Raw genomic sequence first — 19,279 nt, forward strand, 5'->3', positions numbered from 1 at the left:
GCCTATTTTCTACAGAGTATGATCTTACTCCGACGAGCGAAGCGCGGTTAAATTGACGACATGCGTCCGGCTGTTTTTACATGGCCTGACAGTGGACAAACGCCGAACAGACACGCGCCACTCAAAACATCTTACGGGGCCGTCAGGGCGGGTGACACATGCACTTTGATGCTGCATTCACACATCGCGGCTACTTGCTGAATTGCGCGCCGGCGCGCGCGCGCGATGGTACTTGGCAACCTTACGTGGTCATCTCCCGCTCGAGCGACGGCGAACTGGTCGCCAACCGTTTTTTTCCTGCAGACTTGCATTTTCCTGACGAAGCCACCGCCATCGCGCACGCACGCGACTGGGCGGTGCGCTGGATCGACGCGAGCAGCGTGACCATCTGAAGCGCATCCGGCGAGCGTGGCCTGGCATACCGGGCCGCCGTGCGGCGCTGCGCGGGCCGCGGCAAAACGCGGTAATCTCTTGAGACAATCACTCTGAACCGTGCCTCGCGCACGGCGCCGTCCTTTTATGCCTAACGTGCCTTCCCAGAACTGGGGTCTCGAACAGATCGTCGCGGACTTGCGTGCGTCGCGTGAAGAATTGCATCGCACGCGGCATCCGCTTGGCATTCGCGAGCTGCCGTCGCGCGATGCGGTGACCAGCATTGTCACCGGCTTGCGCGCGGCGCTGTTTCCGACACACTACGGCGCGCCCGATCTAACTGACGAAACGGTTGACTACTACGTCGGCCATACGCTCGAAAGCACATTGCGATTGCTTGCCGAACAGATTCGCCGCGCCTTGCGCTTTCTGCCCGAGTTTGGAGAAACGCCCGATGAGGATCTGAAGGCGCGCGCGTTCGACGTCGCGCGCGAATTCGGCACGCAGTTACCGGGTATTCGCGCGTTGCTGGTCAGCGATATTCAGGCCGCTTTCACCGGCGACCCGGCCGCGCAGCACATCACGGAGATTCTGCTGTGTTATCCGGGCGTGTGGGCGATGACGCACCATCGTCTGGCGCACGCGCTGCATCGCCTTGGCGTGCCCTTGCTCGCGCGCTTCATCAACGAAATCGCGCACTCGGCGACCGGCATCGACATTCACCCGGGCGCGACGATTGGCCCGAGTTTCTTTATCGACCACGGCACGGGCGTCGTAATCGGCGAGACCGCGATCATCGGCGAGCGGGTGCGCGTCTACCAGGCCGTGACGCTTGGCGCCAAGAGCTTTGCCGCCGACCTTGACGGCACCCTGGTCAAGGGCAACGCGCGCCATCCGATCGTCGAAGACGACGTCGTGATTTACGCCGGCGCGACGATACTCGGCCGCGTGACCATTGGACGCGGTTCGGTGATTGGCGGCAATGTGTGGCTGACGCACAGCGTGCCGCCGGGCAGCAGCGTATCGCAAGGCAAGATCCGCGAGGGCGAGCGCACGGACGAGGGGCGCGGTTGATGAACGGGCTGCCGCGCGGGTCGTTCCGTAGTGTGCTGCGCGGCTCGGCGTGCGCCTTGCTCTGGCGATCTATGCACGGTTCGCTGCGTAATCCGGCATGCAAACCCCGCTGCAGTTCGACGTGCGGTTCGCGGTACGTTTCGCTGCGTATGCCGCAAAGCGAATCGCCGCGCACGTTGCCGCGCAATATGTTGCGCGGATCCCTCCTTAACTTCTGAGAAGCGAACCATGTCACGCGGCCGCGTTCACATGCCTCGTTGCGCGATAGCTGGCGTCGAAGCGACGGTGGCCGAAACGGCGCATTCGTTTCCGCGCCATTCGCATGACCGGTTCGGGGTGGGTGTGATCGTGGCGGGCGGGCACCGGTCGTCGAGTGGACGCGGCGTGGTTGAAGCGCGGGCGAACGACGCGATCATGGTGAATCCGGGGGAGGTGCACGACGGCAGCCCACTCGACGAACGCGGCCGAGCGTGGCGCATGTTGTATTTCGAACCGCGGATGCTGGCCGACGTCGCCATCGAGTTGAATGGGGTGGCTGCGCGTGAGATCGAACTGACGCAACCGGCGGTACACGACCCATTGCTGAAGGTGCTCTTTGAGCGCCTGTTCGCGGTATCGGTGGACGCGCAAACCGTGCCGGACGATCTGATCCGGGAGGAGGCGATGCTCGAACTGCTTGGGTATCTGATTCGGACCCACGCGACCACGCAAACACGCTCGCGGTTGGCCCAGTCGGTGGGTCCGATTGCGCGAGCGAGAGCTCGCATCGACGACGATCCTTCGTCACCGCTGACGCTAACCGATCTCGCCGCTGACGCGGGCATGAGTCGGTTCCAATTGCTACGAGGCTTCGCGCACGAGACGGGGTTGCCGCCGCACGCATACAGGATGCAGCGCCGGGTGGTACTTGCGCGGCAACTGATCGCACGTGGCGCGACGCTAGCCGATGCGGCAGCCGCATCGGGTTTTGCCGACCAGAGTCACATGACACGCGCGTTCGCGCGATTGCTGGGAATTACACCCGCGAACTATGCGTCCGCCACTCGCGCATAGCGCAGCGAAGGGGTTTATGAATTGCGCGTCGGCGCGCGCAGCGCCGCCGGAAGAATGACTCCCTTGTCACTCCGGCTGAATGTGCGAGAGCACAGATTCCAGATGCACCACTACCGCAACTGCGCGGGAGACCCACTTATGAGCTAGCGGGGCGAGCCGCTTTCTTTGCTTATCTTTCTTTGCGGCGGCAAAGAAAGTAAGTGCCGCCCCGCACAGGGGCAACACTAATAGACCACTAAGAAAACAAGAAAAGGCCAACACCATCGGCACACAGACAACGCGCCGAGCAGGCACAAAAAAACCAGCCCCTCACCCCATCCTCAAAAACCTCAAAACCGAAACCCCATGCACGCCGTGCAACCAGACATGTTCCCCGATAAACCACGCCGCGACCCACGAAGCCCCAACAACGATCAAATCGCAGTGCCCGCTATTCCAAAGATTCAAAGAATGCCGCCCAGCAACCCATGGCACCCCAAGCGGATTAGGCCAATCGGCCAACAAATGCATCAACCCACCACAAGCAAACCCAAACGCCGGCGCAGCATAAACCGAACGCCCAAGCCAGTGATAAGAAAACGCGAGCAGCGCGAGCCACCCCAAACCCCAATGCGTCAACGTGCGATGCGTAATCCACAGCCTCCGCGCGCGTGACCACCACGCCACCTCCAGCCAGTCCGGCGCGGTACTTCCCGCCACCCCGGCGATGAAACTCAACACCACGCCGATATGAAACGAACCGCCGCCGCCGACGCGCGCGACAACAGCCGCCGCGATAACACCGGCTGCAAACCCAGTCGCGTGATGTGCTTTGTTGGATGCCATCGAACCTCACGACGCAGCGCGCCGGATAAAAGCTAAAGGGCGGCTATGTTCGCAGATGAGCAGATAAAAAAATAGCCGGCACACGATATAAAAAATCGCGCCTCGGCGTGGCCTTCAGTGTGGTCCTTAACAACGCAGCGGTGTGACCGGAAACTCAGGTCGCGCAGCGCGCAATATCGACGCGCATTTCCGGTTCCGGCGGGTCGTCCGGTGCATTCGCGGGATGCATCACCTTGACGACCGAGCCGGCGTTGAACGGCGTCAGCGTGACGAAATACGAGTTGTTCGAATCCGACCCGACAGCGAGCTCGGTCGCATCGCCCACGCGCGACATCCGCACGCGTGACAGCTTGTCTTCGAGGCAATCGGCGATATAGGCGGGGGCGCGCTGCGAAGACACGTAGATCATCGGCTGGGACGCATCGCGCGCGGGGCTGCTGGGAGAACCGCAGGCAGCAAGAAACGCGGTGACGGCAGCAGCAGGGGCAAGCAGGAGAAGTCTTTTCATGGTCCGATCGTCGGCGTCCCCGGTCGTGCACGGGAACTTGGGGCGCGGGCGAAGCGCGACGCGATTGAACGCGACGTCATGCTTCGCGACGAAGCCGCCGTTCAACCGCAACGACGTTGCGGCAAGGAAGGCAGCCGGCCTCAGTATACCCACGGCGCGTTTGCGCCGTCACTATTACTGTGTCGAAACGTGAGAACGTAAGCTCCATGAAAAAACCCGCGCGTGATCGTGCCACGCGCGGGTTCGACTGCAGAGCGGAGCGGTACACCGCTCTGCACATCCCATCAGAAAAACTTAGAAGCGATGACGCAGGCCGACAGCCGCAGCAACCTGGTTGCCAGTCGACGACGGCGCCAGCGTGTTGATCGCGGCCACGTTTGCACCGAAGTTGCCGAGTTCACCCGAGGCGTGCTGGTACACGCCTTCCACGTACACGTCGGTACGCTTGCTCAGCGAGTAGTCGCCTTGCAGCGACACCGTGTGCCACTTCGGATCGCCCGAGCCGTTCGAACCCGACATCTTGCCGTCGGTGAACGTGTACGAAGCCGCGAGGCTCAGTGCCGGCGTCAGTGCGTATTTGCCGTTCAACTCATAGTTGTCCAGATGCAGGTTCGTGCCCGCCACGCCCGGCAGCGTCACACCGCCGACGTCCACGCCGGTGATGCCGTCCAGTTGCGTATGCGTGTACACGAAGCCGGCCGTTGCCGGGCCGTACGTGTAGTTGATGCCCGCACCGAACGTGCGTTGCAGGTTCGCCGCGACGGCCGCGGTGCCGTCGCCTTGCGAGACTGCGCCGCTCAGGTTGGAGCTGCCCGAGTTGTTCAGTTGCAGGTAAGCCGCGGCAACGCTCAACGGCCCGTTGTCGTATGACGCACCGGCACTCCATGCGCGGTTGTTCGAGAACTGCCCGGCCGAGTTGCTGAAGCCGTACAAGCCGCCGAATTTAAGGCCGGCGTAGTTCGCGCTGGTGTACTTCACGGCGTTCTTGATCGAGAACGAGTTGTCCAGATTGTCGTTATCGAACGGGTGAGCGGCAAGGTTGTTGCCGAAGCCCGCGCCCGCTTCGGACAGCGGCGCGAGGTAATCGACCACGGAATCGTATTGACGGCCGAGTGTCAGCGCACCGTACTGATCGCTCTTCAGACCGACGAAAGCCTGACGATTGAACATCGTGCTGCTTTCCGTGTCCTGGCCGTTGTTCAGGTTAAAGCCGTTTTCCAACGTGAAGATGGCGTGCAGACCGCCACCGAGGTCTTCGCTGCCGCGCAGCCCGAAGTAGGTGTTCGATACGGAACCGCTGCCTTGTTGCCAGTTGCTGTGGCCGCCCTGGTTGTTCGTGTAGACGAGACCGGCGTCCAGCGTGCCGTACAACGTGACGCTGCTTTGTGCGTGCGCGGTGATGGCAAACGCGCCCATGAGACCTGCTGCGATGAGGGTTTTTTTCATGTTTAGATAACTCCAGGACAGTGCGTAGAGAATCGCATTCCAGTGCTCGCAGCCGATTCCACCGGCTGCCTGACGATCCGCAGCGCAGTGTATTTCTGCTATTAATATATTTAAGCGCGTATGGCACAACAATGATTTTTATAATTCGCAATGACTGACTTGTAATTGTGTAAGTGCGAGTAAATAAAGAAAAAACAGTTGTATGCCACGGCGCCGTAACTATTTGTCAAATTGTGAGTGTTGCTCGATCGCGACGTTCCCGCTGTGTCATATCCGGTAAGGATTTGAGGGTGTCGTCGCGTGAACTTCGATTCATTCCGTTTTCTGCAATGCACTCTTCCAATTCGTGTGCTCTATCCTGGCTAATTACGGTTCTACAATTCACCTCACCCCTTGACCAGGGGTGTCTTTTTCATCTTTTTATACGCGGCTTTCGGGCCGCGTTTTTTCTAATTTTTTATAATAGATTAATAAGTTCCCGCACATAACGAAATGCACTATTTCGACTGGCGAGGAGCGTGCCCCGGCTTATCCATTTGTCAGAGGGGCGGATTCGGCATGTGCGGGACGGGTAGAATCGCAGGCTTGAGATGTGTTTCCGCCCCGCGAACGTGAGTAAACCTGCAATGACCGATACCCCCCTTCCATCGTCCGACACCGCTGCTACCCCCACGACGGAAGGTGCGTCCGAAATCCACGAAGCCACGCCTGAGCACCTGGAAGAAGCGCAACCCGAAACCCTGCACGAACCGCGTCTGTGGCGCGACGACGGCTGGACCGCGCGCGTCATCAAGAACGAAGACGATGAAGGCTGGGCTGTCGAAATGATCAAGGACGGCGAAGCGGAACCGGCGCTCGTTGGCCCGTGGACCATGGGCCGCAACAAGAAAGATCCCAAGCCGCTCGACACGTCGGCGTTCAACACGCTGGTGAAAACCGCATCTGAAGTGCTGCGCCGTCATGAGCAGCAACTGCGCGCCCAGTTGCATAAAGAAGTACGCGTGGCCAGCGCGGATGGCAATGACGAACTCGACATCACCCTCGATATCGTCCCTGACGAAGACGAACCGTACGCGTTGCTGACCGCGCTCGACACCTTCGGCGAGCAGCTCGCGCAAGTGCAGGTCGCGCCGAACTTCAAGCTGAGCAAGGCGAGTGCGGCTGCATGGGTCGAAAACGAATTCCGCCGTCCGGGCTAGATCGGCGGCGGCGAGGTTCAGTCAATGAACGGCTGAACGCAATATTACAAAGTACTGTCAATATACTTTCACATCCACTTCATAGAATCCTCGCGTCATAGCGGCGCGAGCGTGAACCATGCGGTTTTGGGGCTGAGTGCGTGCCGGCTGTGCATTCACCCACGCCACCCAAACTCTGGATCACGACACTATGGCAGAGCCATTCGACCTTTCCCGCCGCAAGGCCCTGAAACTACTGGCCGGTGCACCGATGCTGCCGTTAGGCGGCCTCGCAACGGCGTCAATGCTGACCGCGTGCGGGGGCGGAGGCGACGAATTGGCGACGCCGGTCAAACCGGTGGCCAACTTCGTCTCGGCGGCATTCGGCGGCATGGCCGCGCCGACGCTGGCAGATCCCGCCGCGATGGCGAAAACCACGGTCGGCTCGACCCTCTCGGTGCAACTGAGCGACGGCAGCAGCCGCACCTTCAAGCTCGCTTACCAGCCGTTCTTCGTCACCGGCGACATGGTGCCGAACATCAAGGGCGGCACGATCCTGGCCGGTGGCTACTTCGACATCAACAACCAGCCGATCATCGATAAATCGGTTGCGGGTAAGGAGCGCCAGTTCTACTCGGACTGTCCGGACGGCAGCTCGCTGATCCGTCTCGACAAGCCTGCGGTCAAGGGACTCAAGGGCAATGCGGTGTTCGCCGTCGTGCAGTTCGAGTACACGACCCGCGATCAGAGTCTGAAATCAATGTATGGCCAGTTGCCTTCCCCGATCGCCGTACTCACGCTCGATCAGGACGCGACCACCGGCAAGCTCACGCTGGTGGGCTACTCCAACGTCGATACGTCGAAGGCGCATGGCTTGTGGATTACCTGCGGCGCGAGCCTGTCACCGTGGAACACGCATCTGTCGAGCGAAGAGTACGAGCCGGACGCCACGACGATTGCAACCAACAGTCAGTTCAAAGGCTTCAGCCGAAGCCTGTTCGGCGACGAAACCACCGCCAACCCCTACCACTATGGTCATCTGCCGGAAGTGACCGTCAATCCCGACGGCACCGGCACGATCAGGAAACACTATTGCCTCGGCCGCATTTCGCACGAACTGATTCAGGTGATGCCGGACAAGCGCACCGTGCTGATGGGCGACGACGCAACGAACGGCGGTTTGTTCATGTTCATCGCCGATCGCGAAGCCGATCTGTCGGCGGGCACCTTGTATGTCGCGAAGTGGACGCAGGTGTCGGCGAGCGGGGCGGGCGCGGCGACACTGGCATGGATCAACCTGGGACATGCAACGAGCGACGAAATCGAGGCGCTCGCCAACCAGTTGCGCGCGAGTGACATTCTGGACGTCGCGACCAAGGACCCGGCCGATCCGACCTACACGAAGATCAACTACAACGGCACCTTCAACTGGGTGCGCATCAAGCTGGGCATGACCAAGGCTGCGACCTTCCTGGAGACGCATCGCTACGCAGCTTTGGCGGGCGGCAGCATGGGTTTCACGAAGCTCGAAGGCACGACGGTCAATATCAAGGACAAGGTGCTGTATTCGGCGATGTCACGCATCGAGAAATCGATGGTGCGCGGCAATGCCGCGTCGACGGATATCGCCGTCGACAAGGCGATCAACGCCGGAGCGGTCTACGCGCTGAACATGAAGGGCGGCCAGCGAGACCGCAGCGGCGGCGCGATCAACAGCGACTGGGTGCCGGTGGGCATGGCCGCGCCCGCGGCACTGGTCGGCGAGGATCTGTCGCCCGCCGACGCGCTCGGCAACACGGCGAACCCGGAGCGCATCGCGAATCCGGACAACCTGAAGTTCTCGGAGAAGCTGCGCACGCTTTTCATCGGCGAAGACAGCGGCATGCACGTCAACAATTTCCTGTGGGCGTACAACGTCGATACGAAGACGCTCGCCCGTGTGTTGTCTTGCCCCGCGGGCGCCGAGTCGACAGGCTTGCACGCGGTCGACGAAATCAATGGCTGGACTTACGTGATGAGCAACTTCCAGCACGTCGGCGATTGGGAAAGTCCGTTGCACGACAAGGTCCAATCGACGCTCGATCCGCTCGTCCGGGCCAACTACAAGGATCGCTTCGGCGCAACGGTGGGCTATCTGACGGCAGACCCGGCGGGGATCAAGTTGTAGGGGAGGCGTGGGGCGGCGCAACCCGCCGTCTCAGCTCCGCTTGCAGAAAATCGCTGTCACGAGCGGCGCCACCCGGTGCACGATCGCCGCGCTGCCGGCCTCGGTGAGCGCGTTCTGAACCTTGGATTCGCCGCCGAACACCACCACGCCATAGGCCGAGCGGGCCACCGGTTCACCGTCACCGACGCGAAACATCGGATCGTCCTTTTCGTAGCCGACCACCGCGAAAACGTGAAAGCCAAATGCGGTCAGGTCGGCGCCGCGTGCCGGCGAAAATGCATTGATCGAATTGCTTTCGACGCGCGTCGGCGTGGGATCGATCATCTGCTGCTGGGTGAGATCGGCAATGAACTGATGGCCGCTCTCATTACAGAGCAGTGGCGCATCGAGGGCTGCGGCGTAGCTGGTGAGCGGCAGCGCGGCGGCGGCCAGCGCAAGGAGTACAGACGAAAAGAAGCGTTTCATATACGTGAATGGCGACCTGCTTTCGATGTAGTGAGTTCGCAACGGGCGGCGGCCAGGTGTCGCAACCCGAAAGACGTTGCGCATCGAAGTAATCGGCGTGACAGACGCGAACTGGGTTCGCACTTTAACGTGATTCGGCAAATCTTGCCCTGCACCTGACCGGCAGCGACACGGATTATCCTTAAGAAAACGTTAAGGAAGGAAGCAAGCTTTTACGATCCCGTATATATTTCCGGGTTATGAATTCGCGACCATCAATTCCAATTAACGTTCCGGCCCCCAGAACATGGGATGCGAGGCTTGCCCGCCGACTCGTCACGCCGCTCGTCAACACCTGGGTCACGCCGAACCATCTGACCACGCTGCGTCTGCTGATCGGGGTCGCCGGCGCGTTGTGTCTCGCCCACGGTGGCTTTGCCTGGACCAACGCGGGCGCCTTTCTGATCGTGCTGTCGAACTTTGTCGACCACACGGATGGCGAGCTTGCGCGTATCGGCGGAAAGTCGAGCCGGATCGGTCATTTTTACGATCTCGCGTGTGACGCGCTCGTGACTGTCATGTTGTTCATCGGCATGGGTGTCGGCACGACGCATGTCAGTTCATTGAAAGTTTCACCCGGCTGGCTGGGCGCCTTGGCAGGCGTGGCGGTCGCGCTGATTTTCTTCCTGCGCATGCGCATCGAGGAGATGGCGGGCAAGGCTGGCACGAAGCAGGCATCGGTCGGTGGTTTCGAAACCGAAGACGTGCTGTATCTGCTTCCCATCGTCACGCTGATGAGCGTAGTGATGCCGTTCGTCGTGGTGGCATCGATCGGCGCGCCGCTCTTTGCCGCCTGGGTCGTGGTCGATTACTGGCGCGTCGCGCGCCGCGCCGCGCACTCGGCGGTCGCTCCAACCGAGGCGTCTGAAACCAGTCAAATGTGGGCCAGTGAATGAGTATGCACGCCGAAGACGACGTGATCGCACCAATCTCAGTTGAACCTTCACCGGCCTCGCCGTCGGCGATGGCGGCCGCGCCTGCTCCGAATGCCGATCGCGCGGTGGCGAGCCGCACGCGTTCGTTCGACACACGGCGCCTGTCCAGGGATTTCGCCGATCAAGGCGCGTTCCTGTATCTGGAAGACTTCCTCGCGCCCGAAGTCACTGCGCAGCTCGTCCAGAGCGCGCGGGGCCTCCTCGATGAAGTGAACCGCAACTATCTGCCCGGTCACAAGCAGGGTGGCAGCGTCAGCCGCCATACGATCGACCGCCTCGCACCGTTCATCGCCGAGCTGTATCGCTCGAAGGAACTGATCGGCTGGCTCGAGCAACTAAGCGGCGACAAGCTGCAGATGTCGCCCGTGGACGACCCGCATGCCTATGCGCTGTACTACTACACGCGTGCCGGCGACCACATCGGCTGGCACTACGATACTTCGTACTATGACGGCCGCCGCTACACGCTGCTGCTGGGTGTGATTGACGAATCGTCGTGCCGGCTCGATTACGAATTGCATACGCGCAATCCGGACGTGCCGGACCAGCCGGGCTCGGTGCAGATTCCGCCGGGCGGTCTGGTGTTTTTCGACGGTGACAAGCTGCGTCATCGCATCACGCCGGCCGGCGCAAATGAAATGCGCGTGTCGCTGACTTTCGAATACGTCACCGATCCGAACATGCGGCCGTGGCGTCGCTTTATCTCGAACATGAAGGACGCGATCGCGTACTTTGGTTTCCGCCAGGTTTTCCGTCAGATGACGAAGCGCGGTAAGGACCAGGCATGACACGCGCGGCCTTGATTCTGCTGTCGATCGGGACGGCGCTGTTTGTCGGCCTGCTGGCATGGCAGGGGTTCGGCTCCGTTGCCTCGGCGCTCGCCGCGGCAGGCTGGGGGCTCGTGCTCGTCGCGGCATTCCACCTCGTGCCGCTGGTACTCGACTCCGGCGCGATTTCGGTGCTGTTCCAGCGCCGGCAGGACGGCGTGCATCACGACGTCACGCTGCGCGACGCGTTGTTCGCGCGCTGGATTGGCGAATCGGTGAATAGCCTGTTGCCGGCCGGCCAGATCGGCGGCCCCGTGGTGATGGTGCGGCAACTGTCCCAGCGCGGCATGCGCATGCGCGACGCAGCGGCTGCCATCACCGTCAGCACCACGGCACAGGCGCTCGCACAAATCGTCTTCGCGCTGCTCGGGCTGCTGCTGTTCGGCGCTTACGCCGCGCACGGCGCGTTTCACGATCTGCGAACCGCCACGTTCATTGCCACCGGCGTGCTGGCCGCGCTGATCGTGGGCTTCTATTACGCGCAGCGGCGCGGCCTGTTCGGCCGTCTGCTCGGTGTGGTCTCGAAGGTGTTCGGCCAGCGCGACTGGTCGTCGCTGATGACGCGCGCCGAAGCCGTCGACGCTGCCGTGCAGGCGATGTACCGCGAGCGTGGCCGCGTCGCGGCGAGCTTTGCCCTGAGTCTGGTGGGCTGGATCGTCGGCACGGTCGAAGTGTGGCTCGCGCTGCGTTTTCTCGGCCATCCGGTCGATTGGGTCGACGCACTCCTGCTCGAAAGTCTGGGGCAGGCGATTCGTGGTGCAGCGTTTATGATCCCGGGCTCGCTCGGCGTGCAGGAGGGCGGTTATCTGCTGCTCGCGCCGCTCGTGGGCTTGCCGCCGGATGCGGCGCTGGCGTTGTCGCTCGCCAAACGCGCACGTGAAATCCTGCTGGGCCTGCCGGGTCTGCTGGTTTTGCACTTCAGCGAACGAAGCTGGCAACGGCGGCGCGCCACGGGGCGCGTGCCGGTTGTCGATTAATCTCCGTATTTTTTCAAAGGACCGCGCATGCGTGCCATCATCCTCGCAGCGGGCCTCGGCCTGCGTCTCCAGCAACCGCCGCAGGCACAGTTCCCGAAGTGCCTGTTGCAGTTCGACGGCATGAGTCTGCTCGAACGGCATCTGCAAATGCTTGAAACCGCCGGCGTGACCGATGTCGTGCTGGCGCTCGGTTTTCAGCCGGAATCGGTGCAGGCGGAACTGGAGCGGATCAACTGGCCGCATAAGGTGGAAACCGTGCTGAACCCGCGTTATGACCTCGGCAGCGTGCTGACGGTGCACACGGTGGCCGAGCCGCTGACGCGTGGCGGCGACGTGCTGCTGATGGACGCCGACGTGCTTTATGACGAGCGCATTCTGAGCGCGCTGGTGGCGGGCGAGACGGTCAACCGTCTGTTGATCGACCGTGATTTCGAAGCCGGTGACGAGCCCGTCAAGCTGTGCCTGAAAGACGGCGTGCCGGTCGAATTGCGCAAGCAGCTCGCCGTCAATCTCGAGTACGACACGATTGGCGAATCGGTGGGCTTCTTCCGCTTCCGCCAGGAAACCGCGCAACGTTTCACGGAGATCGTCGCGGGCTACGTGGATAGCGGCCGGGCCAACATGCCGCACGAAGAAGCGGTGCGCGACCTGCTGCTGGAGCGCAGCCAGGTGTTCGACACGGCCGACGTGACCGGCTCGCCGTGGATCGAGATCGACTTCCCGAACGACGTCGCGCGTGCAAGCACCGAGATTCTGCCGCAACTGCAACCGCTGGTCAGTGCCTCGCGTTAAGTCTCGCTTCTGAATTACTGCTGTATTGCATGGTGAGCCGGCTAGTTGCCGGCTTACTATCGCGCCACTTTTTCTCTTCTTTTTCACCTCTGTTTCTCGTAGCCCGGACTGCCTCGTTGCGCGCACAACGATTGGGCACCGGATAGCCCGCGCGTCACGATCGCGAGTACGAAAAGGCATCGCTTAGCAACATCTGTTGTCGATGCGGTGCCATAATTAACGCTTTACACCGGCGGCCTTGCAACCCGTCGTCATGCCAATGCCTCTCGCTTTAGGCACTTTCATCGTTCCGCTGATCGTCGCGTGTGCGATGTTCATGGAAAACGTGGACGGCACGGTCATCGTGACGTCGCTGCCCGTTCTGGCGCGCGACCTTGGCCAGGACCCCATCACCCTCAAGCTCGCCGTGACGGCATACGTCATCGGCCTTGGCGTCTTCATTCCCATTTGCGGCTGGGTCGCCGACCGCTTCGGTTCACGCACGGTGTTTCGCACGGCAATCGGCATTTTCATGGCCGGCTCGCTGATGTGCGCCGCGTCCACGTCACTCGGCACCTTTGTGGTCGCGCGCTTCGTGCAAGGCATCGGCGGCGCGATGATGGTGCCGGTGGGACGCATCATCATCTTTCGCTCGGTGCCCAAGTCGGACTTCATCCGCGCGGTCAATTATCTGACGGTGCCCGCATTGCTCGGGCCGGTCGTGGGCCCACCGCTCGGTGGCTTCATCACGACGTATCTGCACTGGCGTCTGATTTTCTTCATCAACATTCCAATCGGCCTGCTGGGCATCTGGCTCGCGAACAAGCACATCGCCAACGTGCGCGAAGCGTATCCTGGCCGGCTCGACTGGACCGGCTTTGTTTTGTCGGCGAGCGGGGCGTCGCTGTTCATGCTGGGGCTCTCGCTGGTCGGCGGTGAACTGGTGTCGAACACCGTGTCGGTCAGCATGTGCGTGATCGGCGTGGTGCTGCTGGTGATTTACGTGCTGTACGCGAATCGTGTCGAATTGCCCGTGCTCGATCTGCGGTTGTTGCGCATTCCGAGTTTTCACGCGAGCGTGGTGGGCGGCTCGCTGTTTCGCATCGGCCTCGGCGCGGTGCCGTTTCTGTTGCCGCTCGCGTTGCAGGAAGGACTGGGCATGACGGCGTTCAAGTCGGGGTCGATCACCTGCGCGTCCGCGTTCGGCTCGATCTTCATGAAGGCGGCTGCGTCGCGTATTCTCGAGCGTTTCGGTTTCCGCACGGTGTTGATGTTTAATGCCGGCTGTGCGGGGCTGGCCATTGCGGTCTACGGTCTGTTCTTTCCCGGCACGCCGCATTGGCTGATCTGGTGTGTGGTGCTGTTCGGCGGCTTCTTCCCGTCGTTGCAATTCACTTCGTTGAATACCTTGGCGTATGCGGATATTCCGAGCCGGGACATTGGCCGCGCGACGAGTGTCGCGAGTGTGATCCAGCAGATTTCGTTGGGGCTCGGCGTGACGATCGCCGGTATCGTGCTGCAAATCTCGCATAACGTGCAGGGTCATTCGAGCATCGTGTTCTCCGACTTCTGGCCGGCGTTTCTGGCGGTCGGCCTGTTCTCGTTCCTGTCGATTCCGGTGACCGCACGCCTGCCGCAAGGCGCCGGCGATGAAATCGCGCGCGGCAGCAGGGGGAGTGCGTGAGCGTTCAACGCGGTGTGCTGCGCTGGACCTCGTGGTGCGGCGCACCGACTTCGGTCGATGCCGGTTCGAGCATGACTACTCGCGGCAATTGGCGTCATTAAATGGGGCATTTTTTGTGTGTTGCAGCATGCACCCTAGGCGTGCAACAGCTTCGCAATTGGCGGACCGGCATGTTATAAGCCCAAGACGGCTTTCATTTTTGTCAGATGAAAAAATCGTCTTGGAGGATATGCAATGAAGTTGTTTCAAAACGCCAAATGGTCCGCTAGTGGACTTGCGTTCGTCGCAGTCGTCTCTGTTTCAAGCGGTTTTCTCGAAGCCACGCCGGCTTTTGCCAAAGCGCCCGAAAAAGCGCAGCCGGCCATTCTCACGGCGTCGGCCATTGCGGTCGCCGACAAGTACAGCGCCGACGCTGCAGAACAGATCTTCAAGGAAGGCGGTAACGCCGTCGACGCGGCAGTTGCGATTGCCTTCACGCTTGCCGTGACGTATCCGGAAGCGGGCAACATCGGTGGCGGCGGTTTCATGACGCTATATGTCGACGGCAAGCCGTACTTCCTCGACTATCGGGAGCGCGCCCCGCTGGCCGCGACGAAGAACATGTATCTCGACGACAAGGGCGAGGTCATCAAGGATATGAGCGTGTTCGGCTATCGCGCGGTAGGCGTGCCGGGCACCGTCGACGGCATGTGGCAGGCGCAGCGTCGCTTTGGCAAGCTCAAATGGAAGCAGGTGCTCGCGCCCGCCATTCACTATGCGCGCGACGGCTTCGAGGTCAGCGAGCAACTGCAGCAGCGCCGTGACGACGCCGCGAAAGACTTTGCCGGCAAGACCAACTTCGACACCTACTTCGGCAACCTGAAGCAGGGCGTCAACTTCAAGCAACCGGATCTCGCCGCCGTGCTGCAGCGCATTTCGGATCAAGGCGCGAAAGACTTCTACTCGGGCAAGACGGCCGATCTGATCGCGGCGTCCATGCGCGGCCACGGGCTGATTACGAAGGCCGACCTGCAGCAGTACAAAGCAGTGTGGCGTCAGCCGATTCAGGCGGACTGGAATGGCTATCGCGTGATTACCGCGCCGCCTCCGAGTTCGGGTGGCATCGGTCTCGTGCAGTTGCTGAAGATGAAGGCCGACATCGCGCCCGACTTCAAGGACGTCACGCTTAATTCCGCGCAGTACGTGCACCTGATCGCTGAAATCGAGAAGCGCGTGTTCGCCGATCGTGCGCAGTATCTCGGCGATCCGGACTTCTACAAGGTGCCGGTCGCACAACTGACCGACGACGCGTATATCGCCAGGCGTGCCGCCGAAGTTAACCCAAATACGCCGTCGGACACGAAGAGCGTGCTCCCGGGGCTGGGCACGTCGATGCCGGAGAAAGCGGAAACTACGCACTTCTCGGTGATCGACAAGTGGGGTAACGCGGTGTCGAACACGTACACCATCAACGGCTACTTCGGTTCGGGCGTGGTGGCGGATCGCACGGGCATCGTGCTGAACGACGAGATGGACGACTTCTCCGCGAAGCCGGGCGTTGCGAACCAATTTGGCGTGGTAGGTGCCGACGCGAATTCGATCGAACCGAAGAAGCGCCCGTTGTCGTCGATGACCCCGACGATTCTGACCAAGGACGGCAAGGTATCGCTCGTGATTGGCACGCCGGGTGGCTCGCGCATCTTCACGTCGATCTTCCAGGTGATCAACAACATTTACGACTTCAACCTGCCGTTGCAGGCAGCCGTGGGCGCGATGCGCTTCCATCACCAACTGTTGCCGCCGAACACGATCTTCTGGGAGCCGTACAAGCCGATCGAGGGCGAGCTTGCCAAGCAGATCGAAGCCAAGGGTTACAAGCTGGAAGGGCAGGATTTCAGCGGCGACATCCAGGCGATCAAGGTCAATGGCGATACGCCGGAAGCCGCAGCCGATCCGCGCGGCCGTGGTGTGACGCGGGTGATTCAGTGAGCGTTTGACTGGAATCGTTCAGGTACCTCTGAGCGGCGCATCTTTGCAGATGCGCCGCAGGCAGAAGAAAGGCCTCGCACTCTATTGAGTGTGAGGCCTTTTGTATCTGCGAGATTAATGGCGCGTGAGGCATTGAGCGAAAGGCACGGAGCGCGAAACTTCTATGAGCCGCTGTGCAGCCACGCAGTCAGCTCGTCTGCTCCACCGGCGTCAAGGTCAACTCGAGCCGTTGCGCGCCACGCAACACGGTCACGCTCACCGCCTTGTCGATACGCGACGCATCGAGCGTGCGTTGCAGGCTGTCGACGTCTTGTACGGCAAGCGCGTCGATCGCGACGATCGTGTCATCGGTTCGCAGGCCGCCTAGCGCGGCTGGACTGCCTTTGACGATTTCCATGACGTGCACGCCGCTCTCCGAACTCAACGCGAAATAGCGCTGCACGCGGCGCGACAGCGGCCTCGTGGTGCCGGCCACGCCGATATACGCGCGCCGCACGCGGCCGTGCGCGAAGATCTGCATGATGACCCACTTGGCCGTATCGATCGCGGTGGCGAAGCAGATCGCCTGCGCGCCGGGAATGATCGCGGTGTTCACGCCGATCACCTGACCGGCAGAATTGATCAGCGGGCCGCCCGAGTTGCCGGGATTGAGCGCGGCATCGGTCTGGATCACGTCGTAGATCATGCGGCCCGAATTCGAACGCAGCGAGCGGCCGAGCGCCGAGACCACGCCGGTGGTCACGGTTTGGGCGAGGCCGAGCGGATTGCCGACGGCGATCGCGATCTGGCCGACCCGCAGCTTTGACGATTCGCCGAGTTCGACGTGCGGCAACGGCTCCGGCGAGCCGATGCGCAGGACGGCCAGATCGCTGCCGGGGTCGTCGCCGACCAGATCGGCGTCGAATTTCGCGCCGTCGGCGAGCGTTACCTTGATGTGCGTGGCGCCATGCACGACGTGGCTGTTGGTGAGCAAATAGCCGTCGGGGGTGAACAGAAAGCCCGAGCCGGTGCCGCCGCGCACGCCTCGGCTATCGCGCCCGGGAGGGCCGCCGGGCAACCTGCGTTCGACGGAAATAAAGGCGACCGCCTGCTGAACGCGTTCCAGCGCGCCGATCACGGTACGGGAATAGGCGTCGAGCAGGGCGTCGTCGGATAGGGGACTGAGGGTATTGGGCCCGGGGGCGTCGGATGCGGCGCGCGACAGGTCATCAATGAAGCGTGGACGGCTTCCCATGGCGATGCTCCGGATAAACGGAAATCCAGATGCGGGGCGGCAGGAGCGTTTTCAAGTGTGGCGGGCTGGGGCGCGCGGGGCTGACTGTGAGACACTTTCTTGTGTCAGGCCACGCCAATGCCGGCAACGCCCGGACTTACGCAATGTAAGCCCGCCAGGCGTCGCCCTACCAAGGAGACAGCCGCCATGAACTCGCCCGCCACGCCCGCCTCTGCCTCTGTCTCGTCGAGCGCGTCGACCGACCCGGCAGAACTGGCCGGGCCGTACATCGAATCCCTCAGCGCCATCACGCTCGCCACCCGCGATATGCCGCGCGCCGTGCTGTTTTACGAAGCGCTCGGATTTCCGATCAAATTCGGTGGTCCGCAGGAAGCGTTTACGTCGTTTTCATTCGGCGGTTCGTATCTGAACCTGATCGTCGATGCGCGCGCGCCAGTCAACTGGTGGGGGCGCGTGATCATTTATGTGTCGGATGTCGACGCGCTCTACCGGAAGGCGCTGGCGGCGGGTTTGAAGCCGTCGCTCCAGCCGTCCGATGCGCCGTGGGGCGAGCGTTATTTCCACATTACCGATCCTGACGGCCACGAACTCAGCTTCGCGAGGCCATTGCGTTAGCGCCGGGCGGCCGCGCTAAACTCGCTATCATGGATAGCCATAAGGCGCCGGCCGCTGGCCAGCACCCTTTGTCCCACGGCGCGGCTACTGCGCTAGTAACACGGCTGACACTTCGCGCTTCGATAATCGAACGCGTTCGCGACGCGCATGCGCCGCGTGCCTAATCATTCCCGTTGCCAGGAGAGTCGCAATGAAAGAGCTGGATCCGAGACCCGAGGCCGAAGTCATGGCAGAACGGCAACGCCGTTTCGAGGAAGACCTCATCGATGCGTACGACGAGGAACTCGAAATGGAGGTCGACGACCGAATCATCGACGGCGCGGACGGCTTCACACCCGAGCATCGCGAGGCGCGCAAGGTGTACTTCCGCGAGCTGTTCCGCTTGCAGGGCGAGCTGGTCAAACTGCAGGACTGGATCGTGCAGACAGGCCACCGGCTGGTGGTGATTTTCGAAGGACGCGACGCGGCCGGCAAGGGCGGCGCGATCAAACGCATCACGCAGCGGCTCAATCCGCGCGTGTGCCGCGTGGCGGCGTTGCCGGCGCCGAACAACCGTGAACGCACACAATGGTATTTCCAGCGTTACGTGTCGCATCTGCCGGCCGGCGGCGAAATGGTGCTGTTCGACCGCAGCTGGTACAACCGCGCGGGTGTCGAACGCGTGATGAATTTTTGCAGCGACGACGAGTACGAAGAGTTTTTCCGTTCGGTGCCGGAATTCGAAAAGATGCTGGCGCGAAGCGGCGTGCAGATTCTGAAATACTGGTTTTCGATCACTGACGAAGAACAGGAAATCCGCTTTCAGAACCGCATTCACGATCCGTTGAAGCAGTGGAAGCTGAGTCCGATGGATCTGGAGAGCCGGCGCCGCTGGGAAGCCTATACGCAGGCGAAAGAAGTCATGCTGCAGCGCTCGCACATTCCCGAGGCGCCGTGGTGGGTCGTGCAGGCGGTCGACAAGAAGCGCGCGCGTTTGAACTGCATTCACCATCTGCTGAGCCAGGTCCCGTATCACGAGATCGAGCATTCGCGTGTCGAGTTGCCGGCGCGGGTCTATCACGACGAATACAGCCGCCAGCCGGTGCCGTCGTCGATGATTGTGCCTGACGTGTATTGATCGGGTTTCGGCCTGGTGGAATGA

General features: G+C 61.6%; 18 protein-coding genes. 13 read left to right on the forward strand and 5 right to left on the reverse strand.

Going from position 1 to position 19,279, the window contains the following annotated elements; translation table 11 throughout:
- The first annotated feature begins 158 nt into the window (after nucleotides 1-158).
- The 3 genes from PQQ96_RS29830 to PQQ96_RS29840 all read left to right on the forward strand — a co-directional run bounded on the left by PQQ96_RS29830 (nucleotide 159) and on the right by PQQ96_RS29840 (nucleotide 2,499).
- Nucleotides 159-392 carry a hypothetical protein gene (locus tag PQQ96_RS29830; RefSeq protein ID WP_408299263.1) on the forward strand — a complete coding sequence of 78 codons (234 nt, stop codon included), beginning with the start codon at nucleotides 159-161 and terminating at the stop codon, nucleotides 390-392.
- 127 nt (nucleotides 393-519) lie between these two features.
- On the forward strand, nucleotides 520-1,446 hold the full coding sequence (gene epsC, locus PQQ96_RS29835) for a serine O-acetyltransferase EpsC (protein WP_408299264.1): 927 nt from the start codon (nucleotides 520-522) through the stop codon (nucleotides 1,444-1,446).
- Between the two features lie 228 nt (nucleotides 1,447-1,674).
- Nucleotides 1,675-2,499, forward strand: a complete 825-nt coding sequence (locus PQQ96_RS29840) for an AraC family transcriptional regulator (protein WP_408299266.1) — start codon at nucleotides 1,675-1,677, stop codon at nucleotides 2,497-2,499.
- A 309-nt stretch (nucleotides 2,500-2,808) separates the two neighbouring features.
- Here the strand turns inward: PQQ96_RS29840 and PQQ96_RS29845 are convergent, their stop codons facing one another.
- From PQQ96_RS29845 to PQQ96_RS29855, 3 genes are all read right to left on the reverse strand, one after another.
- Complete coding sequence (locus PQQ96_RS29845; protein ID WP_408299268.1) at nucleotides 2,809-3,324, reverse strand: metal-dependent hydrolase; 516 nt, start codon at nucleotides 3,322-3,324, stop codon at nucleotides 2,809-2,811.
- 154 nt (nucleotides 3,325-3,478) lie between these two features.
- Nucleotides 3,479-3,832 (reverse strand): sugar ABC transporter ATPase, encoded by a 354-nt coding sequence (locus PQQ96_RS29850; protein ID WP_408299270.1) that lies wholly within the window; start codon nucleotides 3,830-3,832, stop codon nucleotides 3,479-3,481.
- A gap of 294 nt (nucleotides 3,833-4,126) precedes the next feature.
- Complete coding sequence (locus PQQ96_RS29855) at nucleotides 4,127-5,278, reverse strand: porin (protein WP_408299271.1); 1,152 nt, start codon at nucleotides 5,276-5,278, stop codon at nucleotides 4,127-4,129.
- A 626-nt stretch (nucleotides 5,279-5,904) separates the two neighbouring features.
- Between PQQ96_RS29855 and PQQ96_RS29860 the strand changes: the two genes are divergently transcribed.
- Nucleotides 5,905-6,477 (forward strand): hypothetical protein, encoded by a 573-nt coding sequence (locus tag PQQ96_RS29860; protein WP_408299273.1) that lies wholly within the window; start codon nucleotides 5,905-5,907, stop codon nucleotides 6,475-6,477.
- A 190-nt stretch (nucleotides 6,478-6,667) separates the two neighbouring features.
- Nucleotides 6,668-8,623 carry a PhoX family protein gene (locus PQQ96_RS29865; RefSeq protein WP_408299275.1) on the forward strand — a complete coding sequence of 652 codons (1,956 nt, stop codon included), beginning with the start codon at nucleotides 6,668-6,670 and terminating at the stop codon, nucleotides 8,621-8,623.
- Nucleotides 8,624-8,653: 30 nt separating this feature from the next.
- Here PQQ96_RS29865 and PQQ96_RS29870 read toward each other — a convergent pair whose 3' ends face one another.
- On the reverse strand, nucleotides 8,654-9,088 hold the full coding sequence (locus PQQ96_RS29870; protein ID WP_408299277.1) for a hypothetical protein: 435 nt from the start codon (nucleotides 9,086-9,088) through the stop codon (nucleotides 8,654-8,656).
- Between the two features lie 239 nt (nucleotides 9,089-9,327).
- On the opposite strand from PQQ96_RS29870, the gene PQQ96_RS29875 reads away from it, so the two are divergent.
- The 6 genes from PQQ96_RS29875 (at nucleotide 9,328) to ggt (ending at nucleotide 16,289) form a co-directional block, all read left to right on the forward strand.
- A complete protein-coding gene (locus tag PQQ96_RS29875; RefSeq protein ID WP_408299279.1) occupies nucleotides 9,328-10,023 on the forward strand; it encodes a CDP-alcohol phosphatidyltransferase family protein in 696 nt (231 codons plus the stop codon).
- The gene (locus PQQ96_RS29880; RefSeq protein WP_408299280.1) at nucleotides 10,020-10,850 is read left to right on the forward strand and encodes a HalD/BesD family halogenase; all 831 of its coding nucleotides are present in this window, start codon (nucleotides 10,020-10,022) and stop codon (nucleotides 10,848-10,850) included. The genes PQQ96_RS29875 and PQQ96_RS29880 overlap by 4 nt, the downstream gene beginning before the upstream one ends.
- Entirely contained in the window at nucleotides 10,847-11,866 is a 1,020-nt protein-coding gene (locus PQQ96_RS29885; RefSeq protein WP_408299281.1) for a flippase-like domain-containing protein, read from the forward strand. The genes PQQ96_RS29880 and PQQ96_RS29885 overlap by 4 nt, the downstream gene beginning before the upstream one ends.
- Nucleotides 11,867-11,893: 27 nt before the next feature.
- Nucleotides 11,894-12,658 (forward strand): phosphocholine cytidylyltransferase family protein, encoded by a 765-nt coding sequence (locus tag PQQ96_RS29890; protein ID WP_408299283.1) that lies wholly within the window; start codon nucleotides 11,894-11,896, stop codon nucleotides 12,656-12,658.
- Nucleotides 12,659-12,917: 259 nt separating this feature from the next.
- Complete coding sequence (locus tag PQQ96_RS29895; protein WP_408299310.1) at nucleotides 12,918-14,321, forward strand: MFS transporter; 1,404 nt, start codon at nucleotides 12,918-12,920, stop codon at nucleotides 14,319-14,321.
- Between the two features lie 234 nt (nucleotides 14,322-14,555).
- Nucleotides 14,556-16,289 carry a gamma-glutamyltransferase gene (gene ggt, locus PQQ96_RS29900; RefSeq protein WP_408299285.1) on the forward strand — a complete coding sequence of 578 codons (1,734 nt, stop codon included), beginning with the start codon at nucleotides 14,556-14,558 and terminating at the stop codon, nucleotides 16,287-16,289.
- Nucleotides 16,290-16,476: 187 nt separating this feature from the next.
- Here the strand turns inward: ggt and PQQ96_RS29905 are convergent, their stop codons facing one another.
- Nucleotides 16,477-17,523: a S1C family serine protease gene (locus PQQ96_RS29905; protein ID WP_408299287.1), complete on the reverse strand. Its 1,047-nt coding sequence runs from the start codon at nucleotides 17,521-17,523 to the stop codon at nucleotides 16,477-16,479.
- Nucleotides 17,524-17,709: 186 nt separating this feature from the next.
- Here PQQ96_RS29905 and PQQ96_RS29910 point away from each other — a divergent pair, with 186 nt between their 5' ends.
- Together PQQ96_RS29910 and ppk2 are read left to right on the forward strand one after the other, a co-directional pair.
- Nucleotides 17,710-18,138: a VOC family protein gene (locus tag PQQ96_RS29910; protein ID WP_408299289.1), complete on the forward strand. Its 429-nt coding sequence runs from the start codon at nucleotides 17,710-17,712 to the stop codon at nucleotides 18,136-18,138.
- Nucleotides 18,139-18,328: 190 nt separating this feature from the next.
- Nucleotides 18,329-19,255 (forward strand): polyphosphate kinase 2, encoded by a 927-nt coding sequence (ppk2, locus tag PQQ96_RS29915; protein WP_408299291.1) that lies wholly within the window; start codon nucleotides 18,329-18,331, stop codon nucleotides 19,253-19,255.
- The last annotated feature ends 24 nt before the right edge of the window (nucleotides 19,256-19,279 follow it).

The organism is Paraburkholderia sediminicola (assembly GCF_046027825.1).
Lineage (GTDB): Bacteria > Pseudomonadota > Gammaproteobacteria > Burkholderiales > Burkholderiaceae > Paraburkholderia > Paraburkholderia sediminicola_D.

What these genes read in the sequence shown, in the direction of transcription:
- PQQ96_RS29910 (WP_408299289.1), top strand. Translation starts at nt 17,710, where the DNA reads ATGAACTCGCCCGCCACGCCCGCCTCTGCCTCTGTCTCGTCGAGCGCG.
- ggt (WP_408299285.1), top strand. Translation starts at nt 14,556, where the DNA reads ATGAAGTTGTTTCAAAACGCCAAATGGTCCGCTAGTGGACTTGCGTTC.
- PQQ96_RS29895 (WP_408299310.1), top strand. Translation starts at nt 12,918, where the DNA reads ATGCCTCTCGCTTTAGGCACTTTCATCGTTCCGCTGATCGTCGCGTGT.
- PQQ96_RS29885 (WP_408299281.1), top strand. Translation starts at nt 10,847, where the DNA reads ATGACACGCGCGGCCTTGATTCTGCTGTCGATCGGGACGGCGCTGTTT.
- PQQ96_RS29855 (WP_408299271.1), bottom strand. Translation starts at nt 5,278, where the DNA reads ATGAAAAAAACCCTCATCGCAGCAGGTCTCATGGGCGCGTTTGCCATC.
- PQQ96_RS29880 (WP_408299280.1), top strand. Translation starts at nt 10,020, where the DNA reads ATGAGTATGCACGCCGAAGACGACGTGATCGCACCAATCTCAGTTGAA.
- PQQ96_RS29905 (WP_408299287.1), bottom strand. Translation starts at nt 17,523, where the DNA reads ATGGGAAGCCGTCCACGCTTCATTGATGACCTGTCGCGCGCCGCATCC.
- PQQ96_RS29870 (WP_408299277.1), bottom strand. Translation starts at nt 9,088, where the DNA reads ATGAAACGCTTCTTTTCGTCTGTACTCCTTGCGCTGGCCGCCGCCGCG.
- PQQ96_RS29890 (WP_408299283.1), top strand. Translation starts at nt 11,894, where the DNA reads ATGCGTGCCATCATCCTCGCAGCGGGCCTCGGCCTGCGTCTCCAGCAA.
- PQQ96_RS29860 (WP_408299273.1), top strand. Translation starts at nt 5,905, where the DNA reads ATGACCGATACCCCCCTTCCATCGTCCGACACCGCTGCTACCCCCACG.
- PQQ96_RS29830 (WP_408299263.1), top strand. Translation starts at nt 159, where the DNA reads ATGCACTTTGATGCTGCATTCACACATCGCGGCTACTTGCTGAATTGC.
- PQQ96_RS29865 (WP_408299275.1), top strand. Translation starts at nt 6,668, where the DNA reads ATGGCAGAGCCATTCGACCTTTCCCGCCGCAAGGCCCTGAAACTACTG.
- PQQ96_RS29840 (WP_408299266.1), top strand. Translation starts at nt 1,675, where the DNA reads ATGTCACGCGGCCGCGTTCACATGCCTCGTTGCGCGATAGCTGGCGTC.
- epsC (WP_408299264.1), top strand. Translation starts at nt 520, where the DNA reads ATGCCTAACGTGCCTTCCCAGAACTGGGGTCTCGAACAGATCGTCGCG.
- PQQ96_RS29845 (WP_408299268.1), bottom strand. Translation starts at nt 3,324, where the DNA reads ATGGCATCCAACAAAGCACATCACGCGACTGGGTTTGCAGCCGGTGTT.
- PQQ96_RS29875 (WP_408299279.1), top strand. Translation starts at nt 9,328, where the DNA reads ATGAATTCGCGACCATCAATTCCAATTAACGTTCCGGCCCCCAGAACA.
- ppk2 (WP_408299291.1), top strand. Translation starts at nt 18,329, where the DNA reads ATGAAAGAGCTGGATCCGAGACCCGAGGCCGAAGTCATGGCAGAACGG.
- PQQ96_RS29850 (WP_408299270.1), bottom strand. Translation starts at nt 3,832, where the DNA reads ATGAAAAGACTTCTCCTGCTTGCCCCTGCTGCTGCCGTCACCGCGTTT.